This is a genomic window from Xenorhabdus bovienii (assembly GCF_024721015.1).
GTDB classification, from domain to species: Bacteria; Pseudomonadota; Gammaproteobacteria; order Enterobacterales; family Enterobacteriaceae; genus Xenorhabdus; species Xenorhabdus bovienii.
Genome location: NZ_JANAIF010000012.1, coordinates 1 through 19722 on the forward strand (window position 1 = coordinate 1; position 19722 = coordinate 19722).

19 protein-coding genes are annotated in these 19722 nt (G+C 42.9%); 10 read left to right on the forward strand and 9 right to left on the reverse strand.

Translation table 11 applies throughout. The annotated features are described in order from the left end of the window. Positions 1–1131: 1131 nt before the first annotated feature. The 6 genes from NXS07_RS21575 to minC form a co-directional block, all read right to left on the reverse strand. Complete coding sequence (locus NXS07_RS21575) at positions 1132–1959, reverse strand: hypothetical protein (RefSeq protein ID WP_308686592.1); 828 nt, start codon at positions 1957–1959, stop codon at positions 1132–1134. Then, positions 1959–2303: a hypothetical protein gene (locus NXS07_RS21580; RefSeq protein ID WP_308686593.1), complete on the reverse strand. Its 345-nt coding sequence runs from the start codon at positions 2301–2303 to the stop codon at positions 1959–1961. The genes NXS07_RS21575 and NXS07_RS21580 overlap by 1 nt, the downstream gene beginning before the upstream one ends. A gap of 11 nt (positions 2304–2314) precedes the next feature. Further along, on the reverse strand, positions 2315–2791 hold the full coding sequence (locus NXS07_RS21585; protein ID WP_308686594.1) for a hypothetical protein: 477 nt from the start codon (positions 2789–2791) through the stop codon (positions 2315–2317). A 320-nt stretch (positions 2792–3111) separates the two neighbouring features. Beyond that, a complete protein-coding gene (minE, locus tag NXS07_RS05300; RefSeq protein WP_038196880.1) occupies positions 3112–3381 on the reverse strand; it encodes a cell division topological specificity factor MinE in 270 nt (89 codons plus the stop codon). A gap of 3 nt (positions 3382–3384) precedes the next feature. After that, positions 3385–4197: a septum site-determining protein MinD gene (gene minD, locus NXS07_RS05305; RefSeq protein ID WP_038183456.1), complete on the reverse strand. Its 813-nt coding sequence runs from the start codon at positions 4195–4197 to the stop codon at positions 3385–3387. A 23-nt stretch (positions 4198–4220) separates the two neighbouring features. After that, positions 4221–4904 (reverse strand): septum site-determining protein MinC, encoded by a 684-nt coding sequence (gene minC, locus NXS07_RS05310; protein WP_038183453.1) that lies wholly within the window; start codon positions 4902–4904, stop codon positions 4221–4223. A gap of 129 nt (positions 4905–5033) precedes the next feature. Between minC and NXS07_RS05315 the strand changes: the two genes are divergently transcribed. The 6 genes from NXS07_RS05315 (at position 5034) to NXS07_RS05340 (ending at position 9306) form a co-directional block, all read left to right on the forward strand. After that, positions 5034–5303, forward strand: coding sequence for a YcgL domain-containing protein (locus tag NXS07_RS05315; protein ID WP_038213138.1), 270 nt, complete (start codon positions 5034–5036; stop codon positions 5301–5303). A gap of 49 nt (positions 5304–5352) precedes the next feature. Further along, a complete protein-coding gene (locus tag NXS07_RS05320; RefSeq protein ID WP_238125904.1) occupies positions 5353–6438 on the forward strand; it encodes a lytic murein transglycosylase in 1086 nt (361 codons plus the stop codon). Positions 6439–6473: 35 nt separating this feature from the next. Continuing rightward, entirely contained in the window at positions 6474–7130 is a 657-nt protein-coding gene (locus NXS07_RS05325) for a fumarylacetoacetate hydrolase family protein (RefSeq protein WP_258086310.1), read from the forward strand. Between the two features lie 21 nt (positions 7131–7151). Then, positions 7152–7586 (forward strand): cysteine cluster protein YcgN, encoded by a 435-nt coding sequence (ycgN, locus tag NXS07_RS05330; RefSeq protein ID WP_046336723.1) that lies wholly within the window; start codon positions 7152–7154, stop codon positions 7584–7586. A gap of 426 nt (positions 7587–8012) precedes the next feature. Next, complete coding sequence (locus NXS07_RS05335; RefSeq protein ID WP_038213147.1) at positions 8013–8651, forward strand: hypothetical protein; 639 nt, start codon at positions 8013–8015, stop codon at positions 8649–8651. Positions 8652–9012: 361 nt separating this feature from the next. Further along, positions 9013–9306 carry a type V toxin-antitoxin system endoribonuclease antitoxin GhoS gene (locus tag NXS07_RS05340; protein ID WP_038196871.1) on the forward strand — a complete coding sequence of 98 codons (294 nt, stop codon included), beginning with the start codon at positions 9013–9015 and terminating at the stop codon, positions 9304–9306. Positions 9307–9810: 504 nt separating this feature from the next. Here the strand turns inward: NXS07_RS05340 and NXS07_RS05345 are convergent. Both NXS07_RS05345 and NXS07_RS05350 read right to left on the reverse strand, forming a co-directional pair. Beyond that, positions 9811–10245 carry an META domain-containing protein gene (locus NXS07_RS05345; protein WP_038223338.1) on the reverse strand — a complete coding sequence of 145 codons (435 nt, stop codon included), beginning with the start codon at positions 10243–10245 and terminating at the stop codon, positions 9811–9813. A 24-nt stretch (positions 10246–10269) separates the two neighbouring features. Continuing rightward, positions 10270–11265 carry a 2-hydroxyacid dehydrogenase gene (locus NXS07_RS05350; protein WP_038196869.1) on the reverse strand — a complete coding sequence of 332 codons (996 nt, stop codon included), beginning with the start codon at positions 11263–11265 and terminating at the stop codon, positions 10270–10272. Between the two features lie 270 nt (positions 11266–11535). Here NXS07_RS05350 and NXS07_RS05355 point away from each other — a divergent pair, with 270 nt between their 5' ends. Genes NXS07_RS05355 through NXS07_RS05365 form a run of 3 tightly spaced genes read left to right on the forward strand, consistent with a single transcriptional unit; the run spans position 11536 to position 14697 of the window. After that, on the forward strand, positions 11536–14160 hold the full coding sequence (locus tag NXS07_RS05355; RefSeq protein WP_258086311.1) for a YdbH family protein: 2625 nt from the start codon (positions 11536–11538) through the stop codon (positions 14158–14160). Between the two features lie 32 nt (positions 14161–14192). Further along, positions 14193–14366, forward strand: a complete 174-nt coding sequence (locus NXS07_RS05360) for a YnbE family lipoprotein (RefSeq protein WP_230579210.1) — start codon at positions 14193–14195, stop codon at positions 14364–14366. Positions 14367–14376: 10 nt separating this feature from the next. After that, a complete protein-coding gene (locus tag NXS07_RS05365) occupies positions 14377–14697 on the forward strand; it encodes a YdbL family probable chaperone protein (protein ID WP_038196866.1) in 321 nt (106 codons plus the stop codon). 84 nt (positions 14698–14781) lie between these two features. Here the strand turns inward: NXS07_RS05365 and NXS07_RS05370 are convergent, their stop codons facing one another. Further along, entirely contained in the window at positions 14782–15396 is a 615-nt protein-coding gene (locus tag NXS07_RS05370; RefSeq protein ID WP_238125909.1) for an FMN-dependent NADH-azoreductase, read from the reverse strand. A gap of 352 nt (positions 15397–15748) precedes the next feature. On the opposite strand from NXS07_RS05370, the gene hrpA reads away from it, so the two are divergent. After that, positions 15749–19654: an ATP-dependent RNA helicase HrpA gene (hrpA, locus tag NXS07_RS05375; RefSeq protein ID WP_414079667.1), complete on the forward strand. Its 3906-nt coding sequence runs from the start codon at positions 15749–15751 to the stop codon at positions 19652–19654. Positions 19655–19722: the final 68 nt, after the last annotated feature.

Genomic DNA, 19722 nt, shown 5'->3' on the forward strand with positions numbered 1-19722 from the left:
GGGATGGGATAACGGTTATATGGAAGCACTGTTATTTAATCAATTTTAGCCGACTAAAATTTCATGCGTAACCCCTGGTTATCTTCTAAGGTTTTTGATTCAGGCTTTTTATCTTGAATACTCATATTTACTCCCTCATTTAATCAACAATAAACATTGCTAAATAACATGAAGGCGGGCTACTTCTCCGCCTGTGAACATCAATAAAATAGGTTCATCAATACTGGAGAGAACTTCTGATTAGGATGGCACGGAATGGTTGGTGGGACATTAACAAAATCTATTTGCCTATGGCTGACTGATAAAACTTAGGGTTTAAAGAGGATAATCCTCCCCTTTAACTTAACCCCTTGATTTATCCGTGGTCCTCACTTTGGCTCAGTTCCAATCGGACAAATTTTTGGCTGATCGCGCCAATTGGGATTTGAAAGCCCATTTAAGTGAGAATGCCTATTTTGGCGATAACCCATTGATATCTAATCAGACGACAGATTTGTCTTCTGCTTATAATTTGAGCGCTGATAATGTCGGTATGCAAAATTCAATATCCGATAATCGGACTTTGCACAACTCAATAAGAGGTGTGCCCAAAAGAGTGAGCTAGAAACAAAGGGTTAATACGTTTTGTCCAGACCGTTATGTCCAAGTAATACGTTGAAACACAATGCATTTATTCCTTTTGTCCAGCACATAAAGTAACCATTGGGATTCTCCCAACAGTTGAAATAAAGACGAATTTACGGAAGAGATGTCTCGGGTGGTCAAAGTGACCACCTCGGAAAAATCAAAGGGTTAGCCTGCTAGGGTGGAAATCATCACGGTTGCCGCAAGGTGTGATATCCCATCTTGGGTATGGTGATTTCCTCAACACCTTTTGCTCATGTGAGATTTTCACAACTGAAAAATTTTTTGCAGTTGATGTTTTTGTACATGAGGGATCTTCCCGTATGCAACTGAATGGCTGACGACGAATTTCGTCGGTAGTGCAAAGTCATAGCGGTCATAGTGCTTAATGTGAACCCATCAAAATTGTGGCAAGCTCAAAATATGCCTAATACTATAGAAGTGGTCACTGAAATAGGATGCTTTGAATGTTTTTTTGTTTGTACATATGTGTGTACACACATGAATTTATGAAGATATTGTTTGTATATAATATATTGTTTTTAATGTAATATTATAAATTATAACGTATTTGATTATTATGCCATCTGGCTTACCCGTTTCCCAATGCAAAACCCTGACTTGTGCCCGCCCAGCTTCGCCAAGTGTGATGATTTGTAATGATTCTGTGGTGGTTCCGTTATTTTGAGTGGTACGCAACTCTAATTCCGGCAGGTAGATAACCTGCTGGTGTTGCTGATTTTGTTCACGGATTTTGGTCATCCGCATACCATCGCTGCCATAGCGATAGCTTTCACTGATGGCCGAAGATGATACCACCTGTTGTAGCCTGCCGTGGGTATCCCAAATTAATTGTTGCCCCGGCAATAGGTTGATTTGTTGACCACTTGAATTGAACAGGGTGTCGACCTTGTTTGGATCATCGGCCAATGAACTTAATACTCCGTGATTGGTGCGGTTTGATACGGTGATTTTGGTTGTGTGGTTATTCTGACTGTTGGCGGCGTTGTGTCGAATTTGGGTAAGATTGCCGCCGCGATCGTAATTGTAAGTACGGGTGTAGTTGGTATAGGTATTGTCATCAGAGAAGCGATTAGGGAAAGGGGACTGATTAGGTTGCTGCGGGAGTCCGGCCATTTCACGGCCAGTTGCGCTCATCAGTTGGTAGAGAGAATCGTAAATATAGCGATTCTCCGGTATAACTTGTTGGTTATGCCAGAAACGCGTTGCTTCAGCATCATTGCTAACGATGATGACATTACCAACGGGATCGTAGTCATAACGTAAGTCCTGTAATAAGAGGTTATCAGATTGGCGACGAGTTTTGATTCCCATCAGGTGTTGGGTTTCTGGTTCATACGTGTATTCAGTGATAACGCCGTTACCGTGTTCCTCACGCAGTTTCTGACCGGCGGCAGAGTAATCCAGTGCTTTGCGATCACTTGTTCAGATTGATTCCTCAGCATCAACCAACTGCTTTTTAATTGTCCGGCGATATTGTAGGCCAATCTTTGCTTATTGCCGCTGGCATCGGTTTGAGTCAGCAAGGCACCGGTGGCATCACTCTGGCTTTGGGTGAGGTATGCAGTGCTATCCAACAGAGTATGCCAGTGAGTTTGATCTTCATCTTGCCAGTCTGCATGCTGCCCTTCAGCCAATAATTGTTGAACTTGGCTCAAAGCAATACCGATCAGAGAGACGCTATCCAGTTGCGTGAGTCCGGCCGTATCGTTCGTGATGTGACTTCCGACACAGGTTGCTCATCAACGGACAATAAGCGGCCAGTTAGAGGTGCGGTTTCATATTGGTAGTGGTAATTGACTTTCTGTGCATTGATGATTTGTATGGGGCGGCCTTCGATATCATTCAGAGCGAAACTATTGCCACTATCAACGCTTTTTGTATGCAGGATATTGCCAGACAGATCATGCTGCCAGTGGAAATTAGGTTGGATGGTTGGGTCAGCGTGTTGTACATCATGCAGACGAGGATCGATACTTTCAACCTGATATCCTGAGATATTGTAGCGATGGTGGGTGATACGAACATCTGTATTGCCATCGGCTGTCGTGCGGTGGAATGCAATTTCGCGAATATTTTGCCCTCGGTTATCAAAAACATGGACGGTGGGTGTTTTGTGATAGAGATTGCAGTCAATATTTTGCATGATTTTCCTCTTTAAGGGGGCTTATATGTAATAACCGTTCAGGAATAAGTGAATTTCGGGGGGTGCCAGTGTGCTATACACAATACAGGCTGAATATATTAATAATCAACTGATATTAATAGGATTAGTGCCTATCATTCGTTAATCATATAATAAATATGGAGAGGGTGATTGCCAAAATCGGGGGATGACGAGAATTGGAGAAAAATGAGAAAAAGGCATTGATAGATTTGTTGAATATTTGAAATCGGGATGTTAGGACACCCCGATTCATTATTGAGAAATCACCTGTTTAAATTAAATAACGCCATTTGATAGTGTTATTTTGGCAATTCCTCAGTCTCCGGTAATGTTACATTGAGTTCCAGTACGGATATATCATCATCTTTTTGTTCAAACTGCACAGAGAGCATTTCTGGGTCGATTTGTACATATTTACATATAACGGCCAGAATATCCCGTTTCATTTCGGGCAAATAAGCAGGCTCGGAATCACCGCGCCGACGCTCTGCCACGATGATTTGCAGCCGCTCCTTGGCAATATTGGCTGTCGGTTTTTTTCTCGACAGGAAGAAATCTAACAAAGCCATGCTTTACCCCCCAAACAGGCGTTTTAAAAAGCCCTTTTTTTCTTCTTCGATAAAACGGAAAGGCCGTTCTTCACCGAGTAAACGTAAAACGGTATCTTCGTATGCTTTACCCGCATCAGATTCTTTATCCAGAATGACCGGCTCCCCTTGGTTCGATGAACGCAGAACAGATTGATCTTCCGGGATAACACCAAGCAAAGGGATACACAGAATTTCCAGTACGTCTTCCATACTGAGCATATCGCCCCGGTTCACACGCCCCGGATTATAACGAGTCAGTAGGAGATGCTCTTTAATCGGCTCATTAGCTTTTTCTGCGCGGCGTGATTTGGAGGCCAGAATACCTAAGATACGATCAGAATCACGAACAGATGAAACTTCCGGGTTTGTCGTGATAATTGCTTCATCGGCAAAATAGAGCGCCATTAATGCACCGCTTTCAATACCTGCTGGTGAATCACAGATAATAAACTCGAACCCTTGTTGATCCAACTCATTCAGAATTTTTTCGACGCCTTCACGGGTGAGGGCTTCTTTGTCACGGGTTTGAGAAGCGGGCAGAATATACAGATTCTCGGTACGTTTATCTTTAATAAGCGCTTGATTTAATGCGGCATCACCTTGAATAACATTCACGAAGTCAAAAACCACGCGGCGTTCACAGCCCATAATCAGATCGAGATTTCGTAGACCGATATCAAAATCGATAACTACGGTTTTCTTCCCACTTTGGGCGAGACCGGTAGCAATGGCCGCGCTTGAAGTGGTTTTGCCAACGCCACCTTTACCAGATGTAACAACAATAATGCGTGCCATGAAGCGATTCCTTGTTATAAGGGCTAGACTAAGGTTTCAATAGTTAATTCATTATTTACCAAACGTAATTTTGCAGCCTTGCCAACAAAATTTTCTGGAATGTTTTCGCTGAGCCAATATTGACCTGCAATAGAGCAGAGTTCAGCGTTTAAATGGGTGCAGAAAATCTGGCTTTCTTTATCACCAGATGCGCCTGCCAATACTCGTCCACGTAGCACACCATATATAAGAATATTTCCATCAGCGATTAATTCTGCGCCAGCGCTGACATTACTGGTGACAATAAGATCGCTATTTGGCGCATAAATTCTTTGTCCTGATCGAACCGGCGTATTAATTATACGAGTTTTTTTGAAAATAGGTTCAGTCGGTTTATTTTCTTGAGTAGGAATTTTCTGACTTTTACCTTCTTTCAGTAAAGGTAGCCCAGATTTTAGAACAATTTTTCGTTGTTCTTCATCCTGACAGCCGCTGATGCCAACAATGCGCAACCCGACAGATTCAACAGCACGATAGAGTGCGAGGAGATCGGCACCGGCTGGAAGATCAGATATATTGATTACGACGGGGGCATTTTTGAGGAATTCTGGTGCTTGCTCCATTTTTTCCTGCATAGCCCTTTGAATGACTTCCGGCTGGTCATCATGCAAATGAACGACCGAAAGCGTAAAATTACTGCCTTTTAGCTCAATTGGCGACTGTGACATCGATATTTTGACTCAGCAAGGTTAAGTTCCCCAGAATCTGGGATGCGTTATTCTTAAATATAATAAGCATGTTATAGTTACTGAATTATTCAAGCAAGTCGCAGTGTTAATTTAAAAGAGTTTATGACAATGATTTGTGTAATCTATAGAAGCCCAAAACGTGACCAGACATTTCTCTATGTCGAAAAAAAAGGTGATTTTTCACGCATCCCTGAAGCGTTGCTGAAAACATTCGGTGAACCTCAATACTCCATGATGATTTCATTATCAGGAAGAAAAAAACTCGCTAATGCAGATATTGTAAAAGTAAAAACTATGCTGAGTGAGCAGGGTTTTTACCTGCAAGTGCCACCACCAGTGGAAAGTCTGATGAGTGAACATCTGGCTGTAAATAAGTAATGGCAGAAATAATCAGCAAGTGTTTGATCCTGAAGTGAGGAATTGATTCATGAAATTAATCTCTGGTGTGACCTTATTGACAGCGACACTGTTGGCAGGGTGTACTTCATCGAATGGAAAAGTGTTGCAGGATCAATCCAGACAGGCTGTTGTGATACAGAAAGAAATCAGGGCGTTGGATGAACAATTTCCAATTGCCTCTCGTGAACCATCGCAATTTCCCGCCTATGTGGTTTTACTGAAACAACAGGCTAAAGAGCAGGGTTTCAGTGAAAAAACACGGGATCGTGCATTTGCCGATATTCATTTTATCTCGCGGGTTATTCAATCTGATCGTAATCAGCCGGAAAAGAAAATCACGTTGGATGATTACCTTAACCGCGTCCTGTCAGCCCGGAAGATTGAGCAGGGCGTCATCCAGTATCAGAATAACCTGCCCCAATTAGAGAGAATCAGCCGCAAATATGGTGTACCGAAAGACTATATTGTTGCTTTGTGGGGGTTGGAAAGTGGTTTTGGCAAAGTTCAGGGAAAGGAAGATGTCATATCGGCATTATCTACGCTTGCCTTTGAAGGTCGTAGGGAAGATCTTTTTATAAAACAATTAATGGCAGCACTTGAAATCATAGAAAAGAAATATATTGATGAAAATCAAAGTTTGAAAGGTTCTTGGGCGGGAGCGATGGGGCAAAGCCAGTTTATACCGACCTCGTACTTGACTTATGCTGCTGACGGTAATGGCGATGGCAAAATCGATATCTGGAACAGTAAGGAAGATGTATTTGCCTCAATTGCCAATTATCTGGCGAAGGAAGGTTGGCAACAAGGGTTACCGTGGGGTTATGGGGTTTCACTGCCTGCTGGTTTTGATCAAAACTTGGAAGGTATTAAGTTAGAGCAGGGGAAAACTATTGCTCAATGGCAGGCGTTGGGTGTTTCATCTCCCGATTTTGCCAGTCTGCCAGTGAATACCAAAGGCTGGATTGTGATACCGAATGGTACTGAACAGCGAGCATTTTGGGTAACGCAGAATTTTCGTACTATCATGCACTGGAACCGTTCTTACAATTTTGCCCTTAGTGTGGGTATGATGGCAGATAGTATTGGTCAGAAAACCTATTTCCTCACTCACTGAGAATCTGCTGTTGAAAACAGATAAGGAAGAATGCTATGTACCAGCATCGAGACTGGCAGGGCGTACTGCTGGATTTTCCTGCCAATAAAGTGGTTTGTGTCGGCAGTAATTACGAGAGGCATATGAAAGAGATAGGCTCTAAAGTGACCGAAGAGCCGGTTATATTTCTCAAGCCTGAAACGGCTCTTTGTGATCTCTGTCAATCGGTTTCCATCCCACAGGGATTGGGAGCTGTGCACCATGAAATTGAATTGGCGGTCTTGATTGGTTCGACACTCAAGAATGCCAGTGAGGAACGGGTCGGCAAGGCGATCGCAGGTTTTGCGGTAGCACTGGATCTGACATTGCGTGATTTGCAGCATAAATTCAAGCAGTCTGGGCAACCGTGGGAAAAGAGTAAGGCGTTTGATGGTTCATGCCCCATATCGGGCTTTATTCCTGTCAAAGTCTTTAGTGAACCACAAAATGCTCAGCTTTCCCTGACAGTAAATGGCGAATCACGCCAAAACGGCAATACGAGTGATATGCGAATGCCCATCATCCCATTGATTAGCTATATGTCGCGTTTTTTTACCCTGCGCCCCGGTGATATTATCTTAACGGGAACGCCTGAAGGTGTAGGGCCACTACAACCTGGTGATGTACTGAACGTCTCTCTTAATGAGCACGTTTTAACAACCAGAGTGATTTAACAATGAGGAATGACTGAACTTATGTCTCAACCTTTCTGGCAGGGGAAAACTCTGGAACAGATGACAGACCAAGAGTGGGAAGCATTATGTGATGGCTGCGGTCAGTGCTGTCTGCATAAGCTAATGGATGAAGATACTGATGCAATCTACTTCACCAATGTTGCCTGTAATCAATTGAATATCAAAACCTGCCAGTGCAAGAATTATGAAGATCGTTTTAGATATGAGCCTGATTGTATCAAATTGACGCGTGAGAATATGGTTACGTTTGAATGGCTACCAATGACTTGTGCTTATCGTTTGATTGGTGAAGGAAAAAAACTCCTTCCTTGGCACCCATTAGTCAGTGGTTCAAAATCAGCTATGCATGCAGAGCGTATTTCTGTCAGACACATTGCTGTGCGTGAGGCTGATGTGGTGGACTGGGAAGATCATATTATGAACAAACCAGAGTAGTTATATTACTTATTGATATGAAAGGGACTTTATATCATATGGCTGTGTTTTGGGCATCTGTGGGGCATTAGAAATAAATCCTGTCACATAGTTAGCTATACTCCTGTGGATTCGTTCTCTTGCCGTCGTACTACAAATCGAAATCCATTGGTATAGCTAATAAATTAAGATGAGGATTATAAGATATATATTTCATAAAGATTAACAATACATTAAATAAGCCTCGTAAAATATATTATATATACCCAATTATTTTAATTATTTACAATATTTAATTTTTATATAATGTTATAGGTAAATATATTTCATTATTTTTTATTATGAAGTTTGGTATTAATTAACAACATTTAATGTCAGTCTATTTTTAATATTTTATTGATTTTTAATAAAGAGTGATTACTTAACTTATAAATTAAGAGGTATAATATGTCTATTGAAAATATCAATATCAATGAGCAAAAAATTGGTAAAGATTCAGTTGTACTTGGACATGCGGAAGCATCGGCAGTACATGCTGTCGCAATTGGTGCTTCACCACGAAATTCTAAAGCCATCAGTGAAGCGGCTATTGCTATTGGGCAAAATCAACTTGCCGGTAAACAGGGAGATGCGAACGTTGTTTTTCCAATTGCAATTGGCGCTGATTCTGTATCCAATGGCCTGGCTTCCATCGCTTTGGGGCAAAAGGTAACTGCCAGTGCATCTCAGGCCATAGCGATTGGTCAAAATTCCTCTGCAACAGAAAAAGGGAGTGTTGCATTAGGCGCAGATTCCATTGCGAACAAACCGAATGTTATTTCTGTAGGAAAATCTGGTCATGAACGTAAGATCGTGCATGTTGCTGCTGGTGATATTTCAAATCATAGTACTGAGGCGGTTAATGGTCATCAATTATATTCTGAATTGGCTAAAACTAATGTATTATTGGATGAAAAAAATAAGCAATTAGAAAATAAAATTGAAACTCTGGAGAGTAATATAGCTAATCTTAATCTATTAAATAAGAACAATACGGATGATATTGCATTATTGAAGCAACGGCTTTTTGATGCATTAAATTATTAATATAAAATGATTTTTGTTTTATGTTTTTTTGGTTATTAGCACTGTAGCAGTAATAAATATTATGTGATGATAACTCTCTATTTTCTCAAAATGGTTATCCATTCGATAGGAATATTTTTACGAAAGGTGTCTGTGGATTCAGGGTGGTTAAACTTCGCAATGACTTGTAATTCACGGGATGAGTCAGACATAAAAAATTGGTCTCAAATTATTGTTTGAGACCAATTATGTATGCGCATACCGGATATCACCACACACCGGATTGCCATGAATATCGGATTTTCCTCTCGTTTTTCTTGCTTTTATCAGCCAAGAAAAACTGATAACTTGTCTGCTCCACAGTCAATACAAGGAATGATAAATGGCAAGTTATTTGGTTCGTGTGGAACTTTATGGCACGGGTTCTGATGGCTATGAGAAGTTGCATAACAGAATGACAGCAAATAAGTTCAATAAATCGATACAATTTCCTAATGGAAAATGGCATCGTCTTCCCAGTGGAACTTATATTGGTAACTCATCGCTAGAATCCCTTCAATTAGCGGAAAAAATCAAATCAATCGCGACCCCTTTTTCAAGCAAAGAACCGTCGATATTCGTCTGTATTTACAGCAATTGGAGTGCAGCATTGTATCCCGATACAGGAGCCGGCTGAATCAAATCAAGTGTTTTATTGTTCAATAATTAACCCCAATTGTTCAAGTGAACATTGTTCTATTTCTGCCACAATTCAGCCAAGATCATATCAATTGTAATAAATAATAGAATGGCATTCACACGACTTACCAAATATATATGGGGTACTGTTGGTGAGGATTTGAAGTCAGACCATCAGAGATTATCTCATGCAGCTATGCAAGTCTGTTTGATAATGAGAGGTGAAAAAATGAACAGTGAATGGCTGGTTTATATAAAATTTGTGGGATTATGGATTGCTTTAATGCTGATGATTGGTGTGATGTTGTCATAAAAGATAAGAACAACATGAATATGTGACCTCGTTTCTATTTCAGGAGATTGATTTGAGGAAAATGGCTATCAAATGGACAACAAGCTGAAATGCGGGTTGAGCTGATTACCCAGTATGGTACTGGGTAATCACAAATCGTTTTGGTGAAAATATGCTCAGAATGAGAAAAAATAACGTTACATGATTAAATTATTGGGTAATATCCCTCAAAACATAAACCAGCGTGTTTTTGTCATTAGTTAATGTAAGCTGTTTGCTTTTTAATCTGACCGTGGCTCCCTCAGTCAGTACATCATAAATCACTTGATCCCATTGATGGAGCTGTTCATTGACACAAAACATCTGGGATTTTTCTAAAATACTGACAGTCAGAACACGCTGCTTTAATTTACCCACTCCCATAAAATGATTGCACATAGTTGCTGAAACAAACATTTTTTCACCAAATGCAATAGAAAGTTTACTGTCTTCTTTATTCGAAACAGTTGCACCATTGACACTGATTAAAGCAAAATTACGATGTTGCAGATCCCTGACCGTAACATTCCCCGTGGCGCTAACTCCCGAAGATTGACATGCTGTGAGTAGCAGGGTCGCGATCGCAAACGAAATCGCTTTCTTCATTTTATCTCCTGATGTGCGTAAAAATCACCCAACAAGATTCGGGCAAGGTTTGCCGGAGGTTAATTGCTGGATATTTTGTAAAGTCGTTTCACTGATACTGGTTAACGCTTCTTCTGTCAAAAATGCTTGATGGCCTGTGAACAACACATTATGGCAGGAAGACAGGCGGCGAAAAATATCATCTTGGATAACATCATTCGATTTATCTTCAAAAAACAAGTCACGCTCGTTTTCATATACATCCATACCCAATGCGCCAATTTTCTGCTGTTTCAAAGCGTTAATAGCAGCAATTGAATCGATTAGCGCCCCTCGGCTGGTATTGATGATCATCACGCCATCTTTCATCTTATTAAATGCTGTTTCATCCAGTAAGTGATGGTTTTCTGGCGTCATAGGACAGTGAAGAGAAATCACGTCAGATTCGGCGTACAAGGTATCTAAATCTACATATTTCACGCCAAGCTCTAACACTTCCTGATTTGGGTAGGGATCATGTGCCAGCAAACGCATACCAAAACCTTTCAAAATTCTCAGTATAGCCAGACCGATTTTCCCCGTACCGATAATACCGGCTGTGCGTTTATACATGTTGAAGCCAGTCAGCCCTTCCAGAGAGAAATTGGCATCGCGGGTACGCTGGTAGGCTCGGTGAATACGCCGATTCAAACACAACATCAATCCAACCGCGTGTTCAGCAACAGATTCAGGTGAATAAGCCGGGACGCGGACGACTTGAATGCCTAGCTCTTTGGCCGCATCCAGATCGACATTATTGAATCCCGCACAACGCAACGCCAAAATTTTGATGTTCATTGCTGCCAATTCTTCCAGCACTTCACGTCCACCGTCATCATTGACGAAAATACAGATGGCATCTGCACCAATGGCATTTTTTGCCGTGTGTGGGCTTAAGGAAAAATCAAAGAATTCGATATGGTAATCAAGCCCAAGTCTTTGGTTGAGCATTTCTAAATGTTTACGGTCATATTGTTTTGTACTATAAACAACCAATTTCATCGTCTCGTCTCCGTCATATATTGACTGTGGAATTTTTAATTTCATCGTTCATTCGAACCATTTGTTGCATTCACTTTGCTGCGTTTTAACTGCTGGCAATAATGACGTTTACTGAGATAGGTACTAAGCGTTATCTCTCGCTATATTCGAACAAACCGACTAATAAGCTATTCATGATAATAGCCCGTATAATAAACCAGCTTAGAGCCTGATATGAAACTATCATAACAGGATGTTGTGCTTAGATTAAAAATAAGAGATAAGGATGTAATGACCAAGATATTCAAAGTGTTTGCGGTGATGATAACACTGCTGGTGTTATTGGTGTTGACGGGTTGGTACACACTTCCATGTTGGCTGCCATTGATTGCCAGTCATTGGCTGCCACAGGGCGTTACTCTTTCTCTCAGTCAACCAAAATGGGAAAAGAATACATTACGGCTGGATGATTTGGCATTGCAGGCAAAAGGTTGTGAATGGGTCAATATGTCCGGGCTGTTTGTGGGATACCCACGCAGAGAAAAAACCAAAGAGCGCTACTGGAATATTCATGCTGCTAGTGTTCACAGCAATAGCCCGTGTCTGGGGCAGTTGCCAGTGACAGAAAACCCTTCAGAACCATTATCGATTGAGGATACATTATCCTCCATTTCTGCGGTTAAACTTGTCGTTGATCACTTTGAGCTCACGCCGTGGCAGGAATTTGCCGGAAAACTCCAATTTGATTCATCACGTCAAGGGCAGACATTTTCCTATCAAGGCAAGCAATTAAAGCTGAATGTTCATACGGCAGATAAAAAGACATTAGTTATTCACCAATTCTTCGTGAAATTACCTGAGCAGGAAATCAGCCTGAATGGGGATATCTCATTGCCATTGGGTATTGACGCACTACCCGTACAAGGTCAGATAACAGGGCGGCTATCCATCAGTCAATATCCTGATCCTTTGCAGGTAATATTAAAATGGCAGGGGCAGGGAGGAACGCTCACTATTAGGGAAGAGAAGCAAAAGCGGATATTGGCAGAGTTGCCATGGTCATTCAATCAATCTCAATTTCTGATAACTGATGGTAAATGGCAATGGATGGATACGGGGCAGCCACTGTCAGGAGGCGTGAATTTGACCTTTGATCACTGGAGAAAAGGTGTAGATGGCATGCTAATCAGTGGGCGAGTGAATTTGATCACCCAAAATGAACGAGGCAGGGGCAATATCGTTCTTTCTATAAAACCGACACTCATCAATATGGCGAATGCCCATATCCCATTTCAGTTAACCGGACAAATGAACCGCGGGCAGATGGTCATGACGATGTCATTGCCCGCTATTGTGACGGGTCCGCTGGTGGCACCTAAAATCACATTTCAGCCGGGCGCGCTGTTTCGCGCGTGGGGAAAAGTAAGCGAGACCTTTACGGTTAAGGAAGCGCGTTTACCATTGGCGGGGACTTATCTGACCCGTGATGGTTTTACGGGTCGTCTGCAAGCCATCGTGACTGCACAGGATAACTATTGGGGAAAATTCAAACTGCATCTTGATGGGGATGCCGAGGATTTTATACCCGATCAGGGAAATTGGCGGTGGCGTTATTGGGGCAATGGACATTTACCTCCGCTGCAAGCTAAATGGGATATTGCAGGCACAGGAAGCTGGGAGCGTTCACAGATAACGGTGAATGAGTTAAACACGGGTTTTGATGTTATCCAATACGGCCTTGTGCAGATGAAGGCACCGCGTTTGCAGCTTATCAAGCCGCTGGTGTGGGAACGTTCCGCAACTCAACCGACATTCATGGGGGACTTTCAGTTATCCGTCTTAAGAACCGATTTCCGTTCTGGCAGTTTCTTACCTCCTTTCGACTTCAAGGCGATAGTGACAGGTCAGTCACCGGATAATTTTATTCTGAATGGGAAATTATCTCCCAAAGGTATTGAGCCAATCCCATTTTATGGCCGCTGGGACGGTACGCGATTGCGAGGAGATGCTCGCTGGCCAAGTCAATCTCTGTTGGCACTTCAGCCCTTGATCCCCGTAGATTTGGGGATGACGGTACGTGGTGGAAACCTCTATGCCCAAGCGGCATTTTCGGCTGCGAAGGGGCAGGGATTACGTGCCGGTGGTCATTGGGTAGTGAAAAATGCGAGTGTTTGGCTAAAGGATGGCGAAATTGACGGCTTGAATTTTGTTTTGCCGTGGCGTTTGCAGGAACATACTTGGCAATTGGGGGTTACATCACCTGTCCAACTCAGGGTCAATGAAATTAAGGGCTTGTTTGGTATGCAGAATGTGACAGCCGATTTGCTGGGTTTCTACCCACCCACTGAAACCCAGCCATTGACGTTATCCAATGTGAATGTGGACATGCTGGATGGTAAGCTTGGGCTGGATAAACTTCAATTACCCCAAAAACAGGCTGCGGTACTGCGATTTGATAAATTAAATCTGAGTAAATTGTTCGGTGTTCTGAAAGTTAAGCAAATAGCCATGTCGGGCAGAATCAGCGGGGAATTGCCGCTATTATTGAATGATAAAAATTGGATTATTCAGCAGGGCTGGGTATCCAATGATGGATCTCTGACATTGAGGTTAGATAAAGATACGGTTGGCTCTATAGGGAAAAATGACCTGACGGCAGGTATGACAATGGATTGGCTGAGTTATTTGGAGATCAGCCATTTAAAGGCACATGTTACGCTGGATAATTTGGGCATTTTGATACTGAATTCAGAAATCAGCGGTGTCAATCCTATGGTGGATAAAAAACGAGAAGTCAGGCTTAACTATCGCCATGAGGAGAACATTTTTCAGTTATGGCGTAGTCTGCGCTTTGGCAGTAATCTGGAAGAGTGGTTACAGAAAAATATATCTGTAATGAACGGGAGTGACAAATGATAACAAAAACTGGACTCAGGTTGTCGGTGGGCATGGCTAGCCTGATGTTGGCCAGCATAGTTTTGACGGGGTGCATCAGGCTGGAGGTAGCGACGCCAGATAAACCGATCAAGATCGATATGAATGTGAAGATTGAGCATGAAATTCATATTAAAGTCGATAGGCAAATTGAAGATATGCTCAAAAACAACTCCAACTTATTTTAAGGGCCAGAATATGAAAAAAGCAGGAGTAATATTTCTGGCGAGTCTGCTATTTAGTTCTTTTGCTGTAGGCATGACGTTGAGTGAAGCAAAACAGCAAGGGCTGGTAGGAGAAACGTTCAGTGGCTATTTGGCACCCGTGAAGAAGACCAGGGATGCTCAGTCCGTGATCCAAAAGGTCAACGAGGAGCGGGAAAAAAAATATGCTGCAATTGCCGTTCAAAATAATATGACAACGAATCAGGTTGCTAAAATGGCGGGTGAAAAATTGGTGAACCGTGCCGGGGCAGGTGAATATGTGCTTGGTATTAATGGCAATTGGGTGAAGAAGTAAAATGAAAAAGCGCGCCATCTGGCGCGCAAAGAGGATGCGATAAACACTCGGTATGGTTTTGAGGTAATAATTCTGAGCTATTCATTAAGCTGAAATTTTTGTCATCATATCATTGATAGCATTCTGGGCAGATTGATGAGCCAGTTCTGCTGATTCTGCACCCAATCCAAAACCCTCTGCAAAGACGAATTCAACATTGTTAATACCGATGAATCCCAAAAAAGTACGCAGGTACGGTGTTATCAAATCCGTTGAGTTATCTTTATGAATGCCACCACGGCTGGTCAGCACAATGGCACGTTTGTTTTTTAGCAAACCTTCTGGCCCGGTTTCGGTATAGCGGAAGGTAACGCCGGCACGGGCAATCAGGTCAAAATAGGCTTTCAATTGGGTTGGAATAGTGAAGTTATACATTGGGGCAGTAAGCACGATCACATCGTGAGCTTTCAACTCCGCAATCAGTTCATCCGACAAGGCTAATGTGGCTTTCTGGCGCGCTGTCATCTCTGCATCACTTGGGCGCAAAGCTCCCACCAATTCGCCATCAAGCACCGGTACTGGATTTTCAGCTAAATCGCGTACAGTAATGCTATCATCTACGTGGTTGGCCAGCCATTTTGCGACAAAGTAATCAGCCATTTTATTGCTTTGGGAATGCTGCGCCAGAATGCTCGATTTCAGAACCAGTACTTTATTCATATTTCAATTCCTTTATTAACACAGGATAACTAATGTGTTGCTAATTATGTCGATTTGTCAGCTATCTTATGTCGTATATCGTTCAAGCAATAGCTCAATATTTCGAGATTGGCATTCAAATTTATTGAATAACGGATTGGCGGTTTAGATGAAGTTTATTGAGGTACTCAAGATATGTTACACTTCTAATATTTTAATTAATAATAAATCAATAAGAATCTATCCTATTAACTTACTGAAATAGGTTCTCAGATTCAGTGTTTCAATAAGAAGATATTGTGTTGACAATAAAAGCGATGTTGAGAATAAAGACAGCGCTACTCAATTAAGAACATCACAAGGATTTATCACCGTGGAATCACCTTTGACAGCATCATTTGCTGAATTATTCGCTGAACTTGAGCACACGCCGCTGCGCGATCAATTCCGGCTAAAAAAACGCCTGCATGGAGCAGCAAAAATCAAAAATCAGGCCTCTTTGCAGGCCGTGGCAAAATCCATTTCTGAAGATATCGTCACGGCAAAACAGAAAGTTATCAATCGTCAAGTTTCATGTCCTCCGCTCAAATACCCTGAAAACCTACCGGTTAGCCAGAAAAAAGACGATATTTATAAAGCGATTCGGGATAATCAAGTCGTCATTATTGCGGGAGAAACGGGTTCAGGTAAAACAACCCAGATCCCCAAAATCTGCCTTGAGTTGGGAAGAGGGGGTAAAGGGCTAATTGGCCATACGCAGCCCCGTCGCCTGGCGGCGCGCTCGGTTGCCAGCCGTATTGCGGATGAACTGGAAACTCTGCTTGGCTCAACCGTCGGTTATAAAGTACGTTTTAATGATCATGTCAGCGAGAATACGCTGGTCAAGTTAATGACGGACGGTATTCTTCTGGCAGAATTGCAGCAAGATCGCCTGCTGCTGCAGTATGACACGCTGATTATTGATGAAGCTCATGAACGCAGCCTGAACATTGATTTTATCCTTGGCTATTTGCGCCAGTTGTTGCTTAAACGCCCTGATCTAAAAATTATCATTACCTCCGCGACTATTGATCCTGAGCGTTTTTCCCGCCATTTCAACAATGCACCGATTATTGAAGTCTCTGGCCGTACTTATCCAGTGGAAGTTCGATATCGCCCGGTGGCAGGCGATGATAGTGACAGTGATCGGGATCAACTTGAGGCTATCATTGATGCTGTAGATGAATTGGGGCATGAAAGTTCAGGTGACATTCTGGTTTTCATGAGCGGAGAGCGGGAAATCCGTGATACAGCGGATGCACTGGATAAACATAACTTTCCGCATACTGAAATTTTGCCCCTGTTTGCCCGTTTATCCAACAGCGAACAGAACCGGATATTCCAGCCGCATGTCGGGCGTAGAATTATATTGGCCACTAACGTTGCAGAAACATCGCTGACCGTGCCTGGTATCAAATATGTCATTGATACCGGTTTTGCACGTATTAGCCGATACAGTTATCGAACCAAAGTCCAGCATCTACCGATAGAGCCGATTTCGCAGGCATCTGCCAATCAGCGCAAAGGCCGCTGTGGCCGTGTTTCAGATGGGATCTGTATCCGGCTCTACTCGGAAGACGATTATTTATCTCGTCCGGAATTTACCGATCCTGAGATTCTGCGTACTAATTTGGCTTCTGTCATTTTGCAGATGACCTCCATTGGCTTGGGAGATGTGAGCGCATTCCCGTTTGTTGAAGCGCCGGATAAACGTAATGTTCAAGATGGTGTCCGTTTGCTGGAAGAACTTGGAGCCATTGATCCGGAATCCCTGTCAGGCGGAACTTACCGGCTGACGCCAATGGGGCGGCAACTTGCACAATTGCCTATCGATCCAAGATTGGCGCGTATGGTGTTGGAAGCCAGGGCGCATGGTTGTGTCCGTGAAGTCATGGTCATTACCTCTGCGTTATCCATTCAAGATCCACGGGAAAGGCCGCTGGAAAAACAGCAGGCTTCTGATGAAAAACACCGTCGTTTCGCAGATAAAGATTCTGATTTCATCGCATTCCTGAAATTGTGGGATTTTCTGGTTGAACAGCAGAAAGCACTTTCCAGCTCGCAATTTCGCAAACTTTGCCGCCAGGACTATCTGAATTACCTCAGAGTGAGGGAGTGGCAGGATGTCTATACTCAGCTTCGGCAGGTTGTTAAAGAAATTGGCCTGCCGATAAACAGTCAAGAAGCGGATTACCGCAGTATCCATACAGCTTTGATGACGGGTCTGTTATCTCATATCGGCCAGAAGGATACCGATAAGCAGGAATATACTGGTGCCCGCAATGCCCGTTTTTCTGTATTTCCGGGATCTGGATTATTTAAAAAGCCACCTAAATGGGGAATGGTGGCTGAATTGGTGGAAACCAGCCGATTATGGGGGCGTATTGCAGCGCGCATCGAGCCTGAATGGATCGAGCCATTAGCGGCACATTTAATCAAGCACCACTACAGCGAACCGCATTGGCAGAAATCCCAAGGTGCGGTGATGGTAACGGAAAAAGTGACTTTGTATGGCTTGCCGGTTGTGGCGGGGCGTTTGGTGAATTACAGCCAGATTGATCCGATGTTATGCCGAGAATTGTTCATCCGTCATGCGTTGGTGGAAGGTGATTGGCAGACCCGGCATTCATTTTTCCGTGCGAATCTCAAGTTACGCGAAGAAGTTGAAGAACTGGAACATAAATCCCGCCGTCGGGATATTCTGGTGGATGATGAAACCTTGTTCAGTTTCTACGATCAGCGAATCGGTCAAGAAGTCGTGTCTTCCCGACATTTTGATCGCTGGTGGCAAGTTGCCAGTAAAGATCAACCTGAACTGCTCAACTTTGAAAAGAGTATGTTAATTAAAGGTGATGCAGATAAAGTTAGTGCTTTGGATTATCCTAACTATTGGCATCAAGACAATTTGAAATTCCGTTTGAGTTACCAGTTTGAGCCGGGAACGGATGCGGATGGTGTCACCATACATATTCCGCTGCCAATCCTAAATCAAGTTAAAGATGAAGGTTTTGACTGGCAAATTCCGGGAATTCGTCATGATCTGGTCGTTGCATTGATTAAATCCCTGCCAAAACCCGTACGCCGGAATTTTGTGCCTGCACCGAACTATGCACAGGCATTTCTGGAGCGGGTAACACAGCCGCAAGCTACCTTACTGGATAGTTTTGAGAAAGAACTCCGCCGTATGACGGGTGTGACAGTGTCACGTGATGATTGGCAATTGGATCAGGTTCCTGATCACCTGAAAATCACATTTCGTATCATTGGTGAGAAAAACAAACCGCTGGCGGAAGGTAAGGATCTGTCTGCACTGAAACTGCAATTGAAAGGGAAAGTACAGGAAACACTTTCGGCGGTAGCGGATGATGGCATTGAACAAAGCGGGCTGCATATCTGGAGCTTTGGTGAGTTGCCTGAACGTTACGAGCAGAAACGCGGCGGTTACTCTGTTAAGGCATTTCCGGCATTGGTGGATGAAAAAGACAGCATCGGTATTAAACTGTTCGAAACTGAATCCGAACAGCAAAATGCGATGTGGGAAGGCACTCGTCGATTGCTGCTCATGAATATTCCGTCACCGATTAAATACCTGCATGAGAAATTACCTAACAAATCCAAACTTGGGCTGTATTTTAATCCCTATGGAAAAGTGCTGGATCTGATTGATGACTGCATTTCCTGCGGTGTGGATAGATTAATCGCAGAAAATGGTGGGCCCGCATGGAATGAAGGAGCATTTGCAAGTTTGCAGAATAAAGTTCGGGCTGATCTGAATGATGCAGTGGTCGATATAGCCAAACAAGTCGAGCAGATCTTGACGACGGTTTTTTCTATTAATAAACGTTTGAAGGGAAGGGTGGATATCGCACTCGCGCTTGCCTTGTCGGATATTAAAGAACAAATTTCCAGTTTAGTTTTTAATGGTTTTGTTACCTCTCACGGCTGGAAACGTCTTGCGGATGTTTTGCGTTACTTGAATGGCATTGAACGTCGGTTGGAAAAATTGGCGATTGATCCAAACAGGGATAGGGTACACATGAGCCGGATTGAAAATATCCAACGGCAATGGCAGCAGTGGCTGGCGAAACTTTCTATTCAGCAGAAACAACTGCCTGAAGTGAAAGAGATCCGCTGGATGATAGAAGAACTGCGAATCAGCCTGTTTGCCCAGCAATTGGGGACAGCGTACCCAATTTCGGATAAGCGTATTTTGCAGGTAATGGAAAATATCGCTATGTAGTGCTCAGGGGCTGTTGGTAACTCAACAGCCCCGTATTTACATTGTCCGATAAAAGATAACGATGACTA